9 protein-coding genes, 1 tRNA gene and 1 pseudogene are annotated in these 15068 nt (G+C 66.7%); 3 read left to right on the top strand and 8 right to left on the bottom strand.

Annotated features, from left to right (window positions below; all coding sequences use genetic code 11):
• Positions 1-108: 108 nt before the first annotated feature.
• The 6 genes and pseudogenes from BCHO_RS01230 to BCHO_RS01205 all read right to left on the bottom strand — a co-directional run bounded on the left by BCHO_RS01230 (position 109) and on the right by BCHO_RS01205 (position 6696).
• Positions 109-1659, bottom strand: a complete 1551-nt coding sequence (locus BCHO_RS01230; protein WP_024540183.1) for an aggregation-promoting factor C-terminal-like domain-containing protein — start codon at positions 1657-1659, stop codon at positions 109-111.
• Between the two features lie 554 nt (positions 1660-2213).
• A tRNA-Thr gene (locus BCHO_RS01225) sits at positions 2214-2287 on the bottom strand.
• 134 nt (positions 2288-2421) lie between these two features.
• Positions 2422-3384, bottom strand: a complete 963-nt coding sequence (locus BCHO_RS01220; RefSeq protein WP_024540184.1) for a DsbA family protein — start codon at positions 3382-3384, stop codon at positions 2422-2424.
• A 104-nt stretch (positions 3385-3488) separates the two neighbouring features.
• Complete coding sequence (locus tag BCHO_RS09465; RefSeq protein ID WP_237743004.1) at positions 3489-4508, bottom strand: hypothetical protein; 1020 nt, start codon at positions 4506-4508, stop codon at positions 3489-3491.
• A 271-nt stretch (positions 4509-4779) separates the two neighbouring features.
• Positions 4780-5620 (bottom strand): annotated as a pseudogene (locus BCHO_RS09460) (serine/threonine-protein kinase); the annotation flags it as partial.
• Between the two features lie 38 nt (positions 5621-5658).
• On the bottom strand, positions 5659-6696 hold the full coding sequence (locus BCHO_RS01205; protein WP_024540186.1) for a potassium channel family protein: 1038 nt from the start codon (positions 6694-6696) through the stop codon (positions 5659-5661).
• A 343-nt stretch (positions 6697-7039) separates the two neighbouring features.
• On the opposite strand from BCHO_RS01205, the gene BCHO_RS01200 reads away from it, so the two are divergent.
• Both BCHO_RS01200 and BCHO_RS01195 read left to right on the top strand, forming a co-directional pair.
• Positions 7040-8176, top strand: a complete 1137-nt coding sequence (locus tag BCHO_RS01200; RefSeq protein WP_024540187.1) for an ABC transporter ATP-binding protein — start codon at positions 7040-7042, stop codon at positions 8174-8176.
• Positions 8177-8304: 128 nt separating this feature from the next.
• Positions 8305-9732, top strand: a complete 1428-nt coding sequence (locus BCHO_RS01195; protein WP_024540188.1) for a DUF4032 domain-containing protein — start codon at positions 8305-8307, stop codon at positions 9730-9732.
• A gap of 117 nt (positions 9733-9849) precedes the next feature.
• On the opposite strand, the gene rlmB is transcribed toward BCHO_RS01195, so the two are convergent.
• A complete protein-coding gene (gene rlmB, locus BCHO_RS01190; protein ID WP_024540189.1) occupies positions 9850-10839 on the bottom strand; it encodes a 23S rRNA (guanosine(2251)-2'-O)-methyltransferase RlmB in 990 nt (329 codons plus the stop codon).
• A gap of 270 nt (positions 10840-11109) precedes the next feature.
• On the opposite strand from rlmB, the gene BCHO_RS01185 reads away from it, so the two are divergent.
• A complete protein-coding gene (locus tag BCHO_RS01185; protein ID WP_024540190.1) occupies positions 11110-14100 on the top strand; it encodes a cation-translocating P-type ATPase in 2991 nt (996 codons plus the stop codon).
• 144 nt (positions 14101-14244) lie between these two features.
• On the opposite strand, the gene BCHO_RS01180 is transcribed toward BCHO_RS01185, so the two are convergent.
• The gene (locus BCHO_RS01180; protein WP_024540191.1) at positions 14245-14997 is read right to left on the bottom strand and encodes an alpha/beta hydrolase; all 753 of its coding nucleotides are present in this window, start codon (positions 14995-14997) and stop codon (positions 14245-14247) included.
• Positions 14998-15068: the final 71 nt, after the last annotated feature.

Genomic DNA, 15068 nt, shown 5'->3' with positions numbered 1-15068 from the left:
ATCGGAATCGTCGTTGCTGATGGATGACTATGAATGACTATGAATGGCTGCGGGTGGTCGCCGGTGGCTGCAGACGCGGCCGGCGTCTCGGCGTCGTCGCACGGCGGTTTAGTACCAGCCGACCCGTTCGGAATGCTCCCAGGCCTTCATAGGCGAGCCGTAGCGGCCGGCGATGTAGCTCAGGCCCCAGTCGATCTGCACGGCGGCGTCGTTGCGCCAGTTCGTGCCGAAGGCGGCCATCTTGTTGCCGGGCAGCGACTGCGGGATGCCGTAGGCGCCCGAATACGGGTTCTCGGCGTTCCAGCGCCAGCCGGATTCGCGGTTCCACAGTTTCACCAGATCGGTCCAGTTCTGGCCGGTCCAGCCGTACTGCGCGGCGGCGCCGGCGGCATAGGCCTGCGCGGCGGACGCCGACGGGCGGCACAGGCGGCAGTCTTCGGCCGGTGTGCTCGGCTGCGTCGGTTGCTGTGTGGGCTTCTGCGTCGGCTTAGGCTTCTGCGTCTGCGTCGGCTTAGGCTGCGGCTGTTGCGTCGGCTGCTGGGTGGGCTGCGGTTTCTGGGTCGGCTGCGGCTGTTGCGTCGGCGTCTGCGTCGGCTGCTGTGTCGGTTCGGCGCTCGGCTGTTGCGTCGGCTGCGGCTGCTGTGTCGGTTCGGCGCTCGGCTGCGCCGACGGCTGCTGCGTGGGCTCGCTGCCCGGCTGCTGTCCCGTCGTATCCGCGGCGTCGCCGGCGGTATCGCCGCCGTTCTCTCCGGTGCCTTCGTCGGCATCCGCGTCGCCGTTACCAGCATCGTCGTCGGGAACCTCGACCTTCTCCGGACCGACGGCGACGACCTCGTCGAGCGCCGTCTTCGTCACGACCTCCTTCGTCTGCGTCGTGTCCACCGGCACGCCGTCGACGTAGGTGACGCGGTAGGTGATCTTCTTCTCGCCGTTCTCACCGGCCATGTCGACGCGTCGCGCGCCGGGGTCGAGCGTGCCGTCGAGCACGGTGCGCGTCGTGTACGGGATGACGACGGTCTCCGTCTTGTCGCCGTAGGTCACGCGCTGCACGCGCAGGATCGTCTTGCCGCCGTCCTTCTGCACGCTGACGCGGTCGTCCTTGCCGAGCGTGATGCCCTTCGAATCGAGGATCGACGCCGCCGGCAGCTTGCCGTTCGGCGCGATCGACGTCTTGCCGTCCGCGATCACCGTGACCGGGCCGTCGGCGTTGATGACCATGCCGCCGGTGAGCTGGTTGTAGACGTTCTTGATGTCGACGGTGATGCGCGACGCGGCGACCTCGTTCTGCTCGAAGAAGTCGAGCAGCTGCTCGGCGCTGTCCGCGACCGTCCAGAACGGCATCTGCTGTCCGTCGATCGTGATCGTCGTCTGGTAGGCGCTCTTCACGGTGACGACGTCGTTGTCGACGAGTGTGCCGTCGCCGGTGTTCTTGACGAGGTCGTGCGTCTTGACGTCGACGCCCTGCTCGCGCAGCAGCCCGCTCACCGTCGTCGCATACGTCGTCAGGTAGCGTGTGTCACCATTGACGTCGAGCGCGACCGACTTGCGCGCCGTGAACGCGAACGTGAGGCACGACGCCAGTACGAGCGCAACGGCGCAGGTCATGACGCGGATGCGGCGCAACGTCACGGTACGTCTCGGTGACCATCGCTTGGGCATAGTTCCCCTTTTCTTTTCCTGCTTTCCTGCACGTTGTAGTCCTGTCACGATTGTACTGACGCGCGCCGCCATTTTCGCCCGCGGTGTCCGTGCTGATGTCCATCGTCGCGCTGCGCGCGCCGCTCCGTTCCGGTCGTCTGCGAGTTCCCGATTCCACCCGGCTTCGCGCATCCATGCTTGGTTTGCGTCCCGTTCCGTCGGCCGGCTCGATGGTTCGTCCCGCGGAGGGTCCGGTTTGCGTCCCGTTCCGTCGATGCCGTCGATGACCCGTCCCGCGGAAGGCCTGCCCATCGGAGGCGAAGGAACGGAGAAACAGGAAACCCCGCGACCAATGGACGCGGGGTTTCCGTTGGAAGGGGTGGGGGCGAGAGAGAAGGGGATGTTCTCGCCCCCGCGAGCGAAGCTGGTTGGGGGGATGCTTCACCCGCACCTGAAGGCTATGGTTGGGGGAGCCTTCAGGATTTGCTTACTCGGAGGTAAGTATTCCTTTGCATGAGGCCAAACTTCTCATACACAATATGAGTATATGGATTCTTCGTCCTCAATGCAAATCGAGCCTCCTGTCGGGATCGAACCGACGACCTGCCGCTTACAAGGCGGCCGCTCTGGCCATCTGAGCTAAGGAGGCTGACGCTGTTGACCGGTGCGCATCGCGCGCCAACTGTGAACAGCATAGCAGTTCATCTGGAACGGTCAAGATGCGGGACGCGCCGAACGCCGAACGCACACGGCATCTTCACGTCATGTGCGTTCGGCATGCCGTCACGGGATGAGCGCCTTGCCCTTCGCGCCGATCGACGGCAGGGCGCCCTTGACGCCGATGTCCGCCGGCTTGAGACCGATCGCGTCGCATAGCGCGTCGGTGAGCGAGTCCTTCGACGTGACCTTCGCGTCGTGGATGTCCCAGTAGCGGCCGTTGATCGTCACCGTCGGCGTCGACATCGAGCCCTTCATCGAGCCGCTCGTGCTCCACAGTTCCTCGCGTGTCGGCGTGTAGGTGTTGACGGCGTCAAGATAGTCGTCGTACTGGCGCGTGATCGCCTTGTTGGCCACATCCTTGTCCACGCCGGCGTCGACGGCGCGCTCGGCGATCTTCTCGTCGCTGATCGGCACGTAGTTCGACTCGTCCGGCTGGAAGTCGGCGGCGTAGAGATTGGACATGAACCTGAGCAGATGGTCCGGGTCCGGATCATGGTCGGCGATGTACAGCGCCGCGTTCGCCGTGCGCGTCGAGTACTGATCGCTCGAGAAGCGGTCCATGAAGGACATGAAGTGCAGATCGAGGTTGATCTGGCCTGCGTCCGCCATCTTCACGAGGTCCTTGTCGAGGTTCTGGTTGAGGCTGCCACAGCCCGGGCACATGAAGTCCATGTAGATGCCGACGGTCGGCACGTCGGCGACCGGCTTGTCGTAGCCGTTCGCCGAGATGAGGATGCCGCCCTGGTCATCGGCGACCGACGGCTTCGACGGCGACGTCGCGAGCGTCGTCTTCGCGTCCTTCGCCTCCTCGGTCGTCGTCGACGACGCGTTGTTCGTCGCCGGATGCGTGCTGCGGTAGACGGCGATGCCGGCGATGACGATGAGCACGACGAGCACGGCCGCCACGATGGCGCCGATGATCGTCTGCTGCTTGCGTTCCTTCGCCGCCTTCGCCGCCTGCGCCTGCTGCGCGGCGGCCTCGGCCTCGCGCCGGCGCTCGCGCTTGGATGGGTTGTTCTGAGCCATCGTGGTCCTTTCCTGAATCTGTCTCGAGTGTAGGTTGCCGTGCCGCCAAAATCCATCGTTTGCACGCATCCATCACGAAGCGCGCACATTGCGGCGCGCGGCCGCTACCACGGCAGCAGCGGCCACCATGCGACGGCCGGCGACACCTCGACGTTGATCGCGGCCGCGCAGGTGCCGGCAATCGCGATCGCGAGCCACACCCACTGCCGACGGTTCTGCTGCGCCGGCAGCTGCACACGTTCGCGTTCACGCTGCGTCAGGCCGAGCAGATGCCCGGCGCCGAGCCGTATCGGCGACGACCGCGGGCCGAGCACGACGAACAGCCAGCCGGCCGCGAAGGCGATCGCGCAGGCCGCGCCGGTCATCGACGCCGGCGCCGCGTCCGGCGCGGCGACCGTCAGCGAGCCGCCGAAGATCGGCAGCGCCGTCTCGTAGCGCGGCAGCGCGCAGACGAGCGTCGCGAGCGCGGTGACGAGGGCGTCGGCGAGCCACAGCGCGAGGATCGTCGGGATGATGAACAGGACTGATTTGAGCAGATGCCACGGGAACGAGATCGCACGGAGCGCCATGTCGCTGCCGCGGCGCTCGCCCTGACGGCGGCGGATGCGCGTGTTCTGCGCGTCCGCGTTGTAGCCGACCGCCATCAATACCCACAGCGTCATCGACGCGACAATGAGCGCGACGACCGGCATGCTCGCGGCGAACACGGCGAACGGCACGAGCAGCAGCAGGCAGGCGAGCCGTCCGCGCGACATATAGCGTGGCGTCGGATTCGCCGGCGCCGCGTCCTGCGGCGTCTGCGCGAAGGTCGGTTGTACATAGGCCTGTTCCGGCGGCTGCATGTCCGATTGCGGCCGTGCGTCCGTCTGCGCGCCCTGCTGCGTCTGCACGGTCCGCCACGATGGCGCCGACGTCGCCGAGCGCAGCACCTGCGTGGCCTCCTGCCCGGGTCCCGCGGATTGCGGCTGCGCATCCTGCGCCGCCATGTCCGGCGCCGCGGTGAGCGCGACCGTCGGCTGTTCGATCGGTCCGATGACCTGTGTCGCTTCGACGTCGGCTGCATCGGCATCGGTCGGCAGCACACGCGTCGCAGCCGTTCCGGCGGGCATCGTCATCGGCTGCACGAGCGGCGTCGTGGCGGCTTCGAGCGGCCGCGTCGCCGTCGGCGGACGCGGCGGATCGAGCGGCGCGGCGCTCCGCATGCCGGCGCCGGATCGCGCACCGGCATCCTCCTGCGCGGCCGCGCGCGGCGGCCGCCGGGGAACAGGATCGACGCCGTCGGCATCGATTGCGCACGCCACAGGCTGCGCGGGTTGTGGACGCTTTCGTTCTTCCTGAAGGTCGCTCCGGTGGCCGGGGCGGCTGCCTCAAAAGGGAGATGCGATTCCGCCTCCCACGCGTCCGCCGATATCGCGTCGAGCAGTTCGTCGGGCGTGCATCGCTCCTCGGGATGCGGCGAGAGCGCCGAACGGAACGCCTGCAACGTGCGCGGTGGCAGACCCTGCAGATTCGCGTTGCCGGCCGCCTCGCGCTGCAGCACGGCGAGCATCGGCTGCGTGCCGAAGACCGGCGCGCCGGTCGCCGCGAAGGCGAGCACCGAGGCCGTCGACCACCAGTCGGTCGCCTCGTTCGCCTCCTGCCCTTCGATGATCTCGGGGGCGATGAATCCCGGCGTGCCCATGACGAGGCCGGTGCTCGTCACATGGCTTTCGCCTTCGCCCATCGCGATGCCGAAGTCGACGAGGATCGGCCCGGTGACCGAGACCATGACGTTCGTCGGTTTGATGTCGCGGTGCACGATGCCGGCCGCGTGCACGGCGTGCATGGCGGCGATGAGCTTCTCGGCGAGCCGTTCGAGGTCGCTGCCGGTGTAGCGGCCGTTCTGCGCGACGTCCTGACGCAGATTGTCGCCTTCGATGAGTTCGGTGACGATGAACGCGAGCGAATCGTCGAGTTCCATGTCGACGATGCTGCACACGCCCGGATCCTTGATGCGTTTGAGCGCCATCGCCTCGCGGCGCAGCCGTTCGCGTGCCGTCGTCTGCGCGCGGCGTCCCTCCTCGTCGACGGCTTCGTCGTTGAGCGAATCCCTCAGTATCTTCATCGCGTAGCTGGTGCCGCCGCCGTCCGTCACGCGCCACACCGACCCCATCGCGCCGGCGCCGAGGCGCGCGTCGAGCGTGTAGCCGCCGACGATGTCTCCGGGCTGGAGGTTCAAAGCGTGCAGATCACTCATGGTCACTATCGTAGGTTCGTTACTGTGTCGATGGGCAATTATTGCCGGTGGGCCGGATTCGCCGCGCCGTCGGCGTGCGTCTGCGGCGCGTCGCCGGCGTGATGCGGCGCCCTGCGCTGCCCATGGACGCCGCGTCCGGCGTCGTGCGGCGCGGCCTGCGCGCGGTCGCCATCGGTCGGCGTCGATGTCGTCGTCGTCATCGTGTCGATGTCGACGGCGTCGCCCGACGTTCCGCGGCGCAGCCGGCCGTCCTCGTCGAGGAACACGTTGCCGTGGTGCTCCTGGACGCGCCGATGCGCGCGCTTCGTCAGACGGTGCGTGCGCTGCAGCTCGTGGTTGAGCTGGCCGACCGTGTCGGTGAGCCGCAGGATCTCGGCGCGCATCAGACGGATGTCGGCGGAGTTGTAGTCGTTGTCGGACTGCGCGCGCGTGCCCGTCGTCGGCGCGTCGTCCTTCGTGATGTTGCGCGCGCCGCCGTTGACCTGATCGATGATCCACGACGAGATCATCGCGCTGACGATGCCGATCAATGCGATGCCGGTGAGCATCAGCGCGATGGCGATGAAGCGGCCGGTGAGCGTGACCGGGTAGACGTCGCCGTAGCCGACCGTCGTCACCGTGACGAAGGCCCACCACAGCGACAGCGGGAACGTCGTGATCGTCGCGCCGGGGGCCAGATGCTCGGCCGAGTATTCGGCGAGCGCGGCGACGTAGATGAGCAGCGATATCGCGCTCGTCGCGTAGATCGTGATGCGGCCGCGCGTCGCCGCGCCGGCGGAGCGGTTGAAGATATGCAGCATCGGGATGAGGCGCAGCAGCCGCAGCGGGCGGAAGATCGGCAGTGCGAGCGTCAGCAGCAGCAGGATGTTCCTGCGGAACCAGAGCCACTTGTGCTCGGCGAGGATGAAGGAGACGAGGTAGTCGATGCCGTAGGTGATCCAGACGACGTTGATCGCGATGAAGCAGGCGGTCAGATGCGTCTGCGCGAGGATCTGCCATGAATACGCGAACAGGAACACGGCCGACAGCGCGAACAGCGGTATGTTGGAGATGCGTTCCCATTTCTCAAGCGTCATACCGCTTGATTGTACGGAGGGGCGCGCCTATGGCGCGGCGCGCGGCAGGGCGAATGTCGCGCAGGACGAACACGGCTGGTATCGTTGGGGCGGGCGTCGCCGCCCGCGCGACCGACGATGTTGGCGCGGGGCGCGGAGGAAACGACACGTGCGGCACGCCTGAGGAATTGATAAGTTGAGAGGACCGTGTATAGTGTGGAGCAGCTTGGCGAGGAGCGATCCTCGTCGGGCGAACGTAGAAGTCTGTTGCCGTGTCGAAGTCGACGGCTGCAGGTGGACACGCCACAAGTAATCCCCTCACAACGGATCGTTCGGCACGTACCTGCCGATGAAAGGATGAATAATGGCAGAAGTCATTTTCGACCACGTCACGCGAATCTACCCGGGCAACGACAAGCCGTCGGTGGATGATCTCAATCTCGATATCAAGGACGGCGAGTTCCTCGTCCTCGTCGGTCCTTCCGGCTGCGGCAAGTCGACGACGCTGCGCATGCTCGCGGGTCTCGAGGAAGTCAACAAGGGCCGCATCCTGATCGGTGGCAAGGACGTCACCACGATGCAGCCGAAGGATCGCGACATCGCGATGGTGTTCCAGAACTACGCGCTGTATCCGCACATGACCGTCGCCGACAACATGGGCTTCGCGCTGAAGATCGCAGGCACGCCGAAGGAGGAGATTCGCAAGCGCGTCGAGAAGGCCGCCGAGATCCTCGACCTCACCGAGTTCCTCGATCGCAAGCCGAAGGCGCTTTCCGGTGGTCAGCGTCAGCGCGTCGCGATGGGCCGTGCAATCGTCCGTGAGCCGAAGGTCTTCCTGATGGATGAGCCGCTGTCGAACCTCGACGCGAAGCTGCGTGTGCAGACCCGTACGCAGATCGCGGCGCTGCAGCGCCAGCTCGGCGTCACGACGCTGTACGTCACGCACGATCAGACCGAGGCGCTGACGATGGGCGACCGCATCGCCGTCATCAAGCTCGGCATCCTGCAGCAGGTCGGCGCGCCGACCGAGCTGTACGACCGCCCGGCCAACGTCTTCGTCGCCGGCTTCATCGGCTCGCCGTCGATGAACATCAACACGCACCCGGTCGTCAACGGCAAGGCGAAGATCGGACAGGACACGATGGACCTGCCGAAGGAGGCGCTCGACAAGCTCACGCCGGAGGACAACAACGAGATCGTCGTCGGCTTCCGCCCGGAGGACGCCTCGCTCGCCGGCCCGGACGACACGAACGCGTTCTCGCTCAAGGTCGTCAATGTCGAGGATCTCGGCTCCGACGGCTACATCTACGGCAACATCCTCACCGATGACGCGATCGCCCAGAAGGACGAGCACACGTCGATGATGTCCGACCAGAACAAGCTCACGACGATCCGCGTGAACCCGCGCGTGCTGCCGAAGGTTGGCGACGTCGTCAAGATCAAGGTCAACCCGGCCAAGATGCATCTCTTCGCCCCGTCGACCGAACTGCGCATCAACTGATGCCGGCCGCACGCAAGTGCTGACCTGAGCGTTGTGAAGGAACCCCGCACCATCTGCGGGGTTCCTTCGTATCTCGGGCGTATCCTGTCGGAGAAAACCGCACATGGCTATGAGGTAAAGTGGCGACTATGAGCTTCAATGACAATCCGCAGCTGGATCCGCGCGCGTTGAAGGCGACGAGCGTGAAGGCCGAGGACCCGGCCACGCCCTCCGATGAACCGGCGTCGCTCAAGATCACGTCGGCGAGCGCCGACCCGAAGATGTTCACATTGCCGTGGGAGCAGCCGCTGTCCACTTGGCCGAAGGATATCCTCGTCAACCTGCCGCGAGGCATCTCCCGACACATCGTGCGCTTCGTGCGCGTCGGCGACGCGGTCTACGCGATGAAGGAGATCACGAGCAACGTCGCGGAACGCGAATACGAGCTGCTGCGCCAGCTGCAGAAGCTGAACCTGCCGACCGTGCAGCCGATCGCCGTCGTGACCGGACGCCATGACGAGCACGGCAATCCGCTCGAGGCGATCCTCGTGACGAAGCATCTGCGCTTCTCGCTGCCGTACCGCGCACTGTTCGCGCGCGCATTGCGTCCGGACACGGCGGAGCGGCTCATCGACGCGCTCGCCGTGCTCATGGTGCGTCTGCACCTCGCCGGCTTCTACTGGGGCGACGTGTCGTTGTCGAACGTCCTGTTCCTCAAGGACGCCGACGCGTTCTCCGCGTTCCTCATCGACGCCGAGACCGGCGACCTGCAGGTCGAGCTGACGCAGGGGCAGCGCGAATACGACATCGATCTGGCGCGTACGAACATCATCGGCGAACTGATGGATCTGAGCTCCGGTGAGCTGCTGCCGCCGGATGTCGACGAGATCGAGGTCGGCAACCGTCTCGTCGACCGCTATCACTCGCTGTGGAGCGCATTGACCGACACCGACAAGTTCAACCCGAACGAGATGTGGAAGATCGAGAAGCGCGTCAACCGGCTCAACGAGCTCGGCTTCGACGTCGACGAACTCGAGGTGACGACGACCGAGGACGGCAAACGCGTGCTCGTGCGCCCGCGCGTCGTCGACGCCGGCTATGCGAACCGCAGGCTGCTGCGTCTGACCGGTCTCGACGTGCAGGAGAACCAGGCACGTCGTCTGCTCAACGACCTCGACGCCTACCGTGCGTCGACGTGGCGCGACGGCGAGGACCTCGAGATCGTCGCGACCGACTGGATGCGCGAGGTCTTCGAACCGACGGTGCGCATGATCCCGCCGGAATACCGTTCGCAGATCGAACCCGCGCAGTTCTTCCACGAAGTGCTCGACCACCGCTGGTTCATGGCGGAGAAGGCCGGCCACGACGTGCCGATGGCCGACGCCGTGCAGAGCTATGTGCAGAACATCCTGCCCAAGCAGATGATGGACGCGAAGACCGTCGACGACCTCAACGCCGAAGCCGACTCCGGCGTCATCGACGACGAATCCACCTACGACGATGTGACCGCGCATCACGACGAGGACGACGACTACAATCCGGAGCTCGACCAGGACGCCGCCGTCTGGGCGCACTGAGCGCGTTTCGCCGCCGCACGGCGGATGCATATGGATATGGCTGTGCCCGGGGTCGTCACGACCCCGGGCACAGCCATATCCATATGCGTATACGCGCGCCACGGCGCGCGCGGGTGCTCAGCTTTCGGCGGCCTCGCGGCGCGCGCGGTCGGCCGCGTACATCGCGATGCCGGCGGCGACGGACGCGTTGAGCGATTCGACGGCGTTCGTCATCGGGATGCTCGCGATGCAGTCGCAGGCCTCGCGCGTGAGCCTGCTCAGGCCTTTGCCTTCCGAACCGAGCACGATGACGAGCGGATCGGTCTCGAAGCCGGTCTCGCCGACGAGCTTGCTGCCGCCGCCGTCGAGGCCGACGCTGTAGTAGCCGCGCTCCTTGAGCGCCTCGATCGCCTTCGTCAGATTGACGACGCGCGCGACCGGCATATGCGCGGCGGCGCCCGCCGACACCTTCCACGCGGTCGCGTTCACCGACGCCGAGCGGCGCTCCGGCAGGATGACGCCGTTCGCGCCGAAGGCGGCCGCCGAGCGGATGACGGCGCCGAGGTTCTGCGGATCGGTGATACCGTCGAGCGCGATGAACAGCGGACGCGCGGCGAGACGCGCGGCCTTCGAATTCGCGGCTTCCATCGCGCGCGCCTTGCGCTCGGCGCGTTCGGCGAGCTCGATGAGCGACGAATACTGGAAGGGCTGCGCCTTCATGATGACGCCCTGATGATGGTCGGAACGCGCGATCCGGTCCATCTCGAGACGGTCCGCCTCGAGCAGGTTGAGGCCATGCTGGCCGGCGAGACGGATGATCTCGCGCGTGCGGTCGTCCGGCTCGATGCGCGCGGCCACGTACAGCGTGCTCGCCGGCACGCCGACGCGCAGCGCCTCGAGGACGGCGTTGCGGCCGATGACCAGATCGTCGGAATCGTTCGCGAACCTGGCGGCGCGGCGGCGTGCGGCCAGACGCGGATCGGAACGCTGGCGCTTCTGCGCCTCCTTCTTCGCCTTGTATGCCTTGTGATAGACGCGGTCCTCGGCCTTGGGCGTCGGGCCCTTGCCGCGCAGCGCGTTGCGGTGCTTGCCGCCCGACCCTTTGGTCGGGCCTTTCTTCGTAACCATGGGCACAATTATGGCAGCGCCCCGCGCCAAACGCGCCCTGCGCGAACCCGTCGCGCCCCCGCCTCGCGTTTTCGCAGATTGTGCGCAGTTCGGCGCGAACGACCGCATATTGACCGGCGCTATGGAATAATGGCAGACGTATGAGGCGCCATGCCAACGTGGCGCCGGAAATAACCGCGCAGTCCGGCGCCCGTTTCCCGGTCCACCCATATCGGGCCGGGGAGCCGCGTCTGGCTGACTACTCCGCGGCTGACCGAGGAGAAACAACCTATGGATGATCGCATCATTGATCCATCCGCGCTGTCCAACGAGTCCCATGTGGAGCCCGAGGACGCCCAGGAGAGCCGGGAGGTGAAGGCTCAGGAGGCGTTGCTGCACGACGTCGACCCGTCGCTCGTCGACGCCGACCGCGTCGCCACGGCGCTCGACGTCGATCCGCGCACCGGCCTGAGCGCCGCCGAAGCCAAGCGAAGGCTCGAGAAGTTCGGCCCCAACGAGCTGGCGAGCGCGCCGCCGGTGCCGAAATGGAAGAAGTTCCTGCAGCAGTTCCAGGATCCGCTCGTCTATCTGCTGCTCGCCGCGACGGCGATCTCGCTCGTCGCCTGGATCATCGAGAAGGTCAACGCGGCGCCGGGCGCCGAAGGCGGCGAGGTGCTGCCCTTCGACGCCATCGTCATCGTGCTGATCCTCATCGTCAACGCGATCCTCGGCTACATGCAGGAGGCGAAGGCCGAGGAGGCCGTCAACGCGTTGTCCGAGATGACGGCGCCGACGTCGAACGTGCTACGTGACGGCCGCGTCGAACGCATCAACACGACCGACATCGTCCCCGGCGACATCCTCGTGCTCGGCGAAGGCGACACGGTGCCCGCCGACGGACGTCTGCTCGCCGCCGCGAGCCTGCGCATCGCCGAGGCGTCGCTGACCGGCGAATCCGTCCCGGTGAGCAAGAGGCCGGCGACGCTCGAAACGGCGAAGGCGCTCGGAGACCGTGCGAACATGGTCTTCAACGGTACATCCGTCACGCAGGGCACCGGCCGCGCGATCGTGACCGGCACCGGCATGAACACGCAGGTCGGCAAGATCGCCGACCTGCTGCAGTCGACCGACGACGAGGCGACGCCGCTGCAGAAGGAGATGAACCACGTTTCGAAGATCCTCGGCATCGCCGTGTGCATCATCGCCGTCGTCGTGCTGCTCGCGCTCGCGATCCTCGAAGGCTTCCACAGCGTCCATGACGTCATCGACTCGCTGCTGCTCGCCGTTTCGCTCGCCGTCGCGGCCGTGCCGGAGGGCCTCGCCGCGATCCTCACCGTCGTGCTCGCGCTCGGCGTGCAGCGCATGGCCGCGCACCACGCGATCGTCAAGAAGCTGCATTCGGTCGAGACGCTCGGCTCCGCGTCCGTCATCTGCTCGGACAAGACCGGTACGCTCACCCGCAATGAGATGACCGTCGAACGCATCGTCGTGCCGTCGGGCGAGGTCGAACTGACCGGCAGCGGCTACGCGCCCGAAGGCGACATGGTCTCGCTCGACGGCGCCGCCGTCCCCGAGGACATCGCGAACGAAGTGCTCGCCACGCTCGGCGCCGGTCTGCTCGCGAACGATGGCGAGCTGCGTGAGGGCGACAAGCCCGGCACGTGGGAGGTCGTCGGCGATCCGACCGAGGTTTCGCTCGTCGTGGCCGCGCGCAAGACGCATGCGGACAAGAAGTACGAGCACTTCCAGCGCGTCGCCGAAATCCCGTTCACGTCGGAGCGCAAGCGCATGTCCGTCATCGCGCGCAACGCGACCGACGCCGGCAAGCTCACCGTCTTCGCGAAGGGCGCGCCGGACGTGCTGCTGAGCTACTGCGACCGCATCTACGTCAACGGCGCCGTGCGCAAGCTCACCGAAGGCGACCGCCAGGACATCCTCGCGACCGTCGAACGGCTCTCGCGTGAGGCGTACCGCACGCTCGGCGAGGCGTACCGCCCGCTCGACACCGATTCGCTCGCGCAGATCCCCGGCATCCGCACGAACTCGACCGGCGAGATCCCCGATATCTCCGAACAGGCCGACGTCATCGAGGCACACCTGATCTGGAACGGCATGGTCGGCATCATTGACCCGCCGCGCACCGAGGTGCGCGACGCCGTCTCCGAAGCGCACCGCGCCGGCATCCGCACCGTCATGATCACCGGCGACCATCCGCTCACGGCCGCCCGCATCGCCTCCGACCTCGGCATCATCGCCAAGGACGGCAAGGCGCTCACCGGCGACGAACTCGACGCGATGGACGAGCCGCAGCTCGACAAGGCGACTTCCGAGGTCTCCGTCTACGCGCGCGTCGCGCCGGAGCACAAGCTCAAGATCGTCGAATCGCTGCAGCGTCAGGGCAACATCGTCGCGATGACCGGCGACGGCGTCAACGACGCCCCGGCCGTCAAGGCCGCGGACATCGGCGTCGCGATGGGCATCACCGGCACCGAGGTGACGAAGCAGTCGGCGAAGATGATCCTCGCCGACGACAACTTCTCGACGATCGTCGCCGCCGTGCGCGAAGGCCGCGGCATTTTCGACAACATCCGCAAGTTCCTGCGCTACCTGCTCAGCTCGAACGTCGGCGAGGTCTTCACCGTCTTCTTCGGCGTCGTGTTCGCCGGCTGGCTCGGCATCAAGAACCCGGCCTCGGTCGGCGTCACCGTGCCGCTGCTCGCGACGCAGCTGCTGTGGATCAACCTGCTGACCGACGCGGCCCCGGCGCTCGCGATGGGCGTCGACCCGATGACCGAGGACGTCATGGATCGCAAGCCGCGCAAGCTCACCGACCGCGTCATCGACGGCGCGATGTGGGGCGACATCGTCTACATCGGCATCATCATGGCGGCCGTCACGCTCATCGGCATGGACATGCATCTGTCCGGCGGCCTGTTCACCGACCGTTCGGTGAGCGCGATGGGCCACGACGCGCAGATGGTCGAGGCGCGTACGATGGGCTTCACGATTCTCGTGTTCGCGCAGCTGTTCAACGCGCTCGCGTCGCGTTCGCATCTGCAGAGCGCCTTCGTCGGCCTGTTCTCGAACAAGTGGCTGTGGGGCGCGATCGGCCTGTCCGTCGTGCTGCAGCTGTTTGTCATCTACGTGCCGTTCCTCAACACGGCCTTCGGCACGACACCGCTGCCGCCGATGGCATGGCTCGAATGCATCGGTCTCGCGTTCTTCGTGCTGCTCGCCTCGGAGATCCGCAAGATCTTCCTGCGTATGCGCGCGAAGAAGTGACGCTCGGCTGACCGTCGCCTGATGGCGACGGCGCAACGATGAGAGGGAGGGCGCCGACCTGATCAGGTCGGCGCCCTCCCTCTCATCTCATTGTTTGCATTGCGGCGTCGCGATGCATGCGGGCGTTGCGCGGGCGCCGGACGCTCAGATGATGCCCGATGAGATGTCGTGGTCGAGCAGCCACTGGCGCAGGTCGACGAATTCGGGCAGGCTCACCGCATGGTCGAGGCCGCGGTATTCGTGCGCGGTGAGCCACGTGTACTCCTCGAGCCATGCGAGCGTCTCGTAGATGTCGTACTTCGGCAGCACGGTGTCCGCCGAGCCGTAGCCGTAGAAGGTCGGGATGTTGAGTTCGAGCAGGCGTTCATCGGCGGGATGGGCGGCGTCGATCGTGCCGGGCGCGAGGAATCCGGACAGACTGATCGCCGCACGGTAGCGTTCCGGATGCACACGCAGCAGCTGGATCGCCAGCATGCCGCCCTGCGAGAAGCCGATCGGCACGACGTCACGTTCGGCGGCGACGTTCGCCATCACCCAGTCTTCGATCGCCGTGGCCGCCGCGAATGCGTCGCGGTCGAGGTCCTCGCCGACCGGGATCGCGTCATGCAGCCACGAGTACGCGCCCGGCTGCATGAACGAGGCCTCCTGCAGCACGAGCGGCGCGCGCAGCGAGACGTAATCGTTGTACGGCGCCACATAGCGCATCATGTCGGCCAGGTCGTCCTCGTTGGAGCCCCAGCCGTGCAGGCACAGGAACAGCGGACGGCCGCCGGCGGCGGTGGCGCCGTCGCGCGATGTGCACGCGGCGGTGACGGTGAGCGGTTCGCCGAAACGGCCGGGAACGACCGTCGACGGGCGGCCGATGAGGGCGCCATGGTCTTCGGATGCATCAGTCATACCGCCAATATACGCGCATCATATGCGCGGGCGTGCGTCTGCGCGCGGGAATCAGCCGCCGGCGTCGAGGC

The sequence above is a fragment of the Bifidobacterium choerinum genome, assembly GCF_000741135.1.
GTDB lineage: Bacteria > Actinomycetota > Actinomycetes > Actinomycetales > Bifidobacteriaceae > Bifidobacterium > Bifidobacterium choerinum.
Note: the sequence above shows the minus strand (reverse complement) of the source record. Positions and strands in the feature narration are given on the sequence as shown.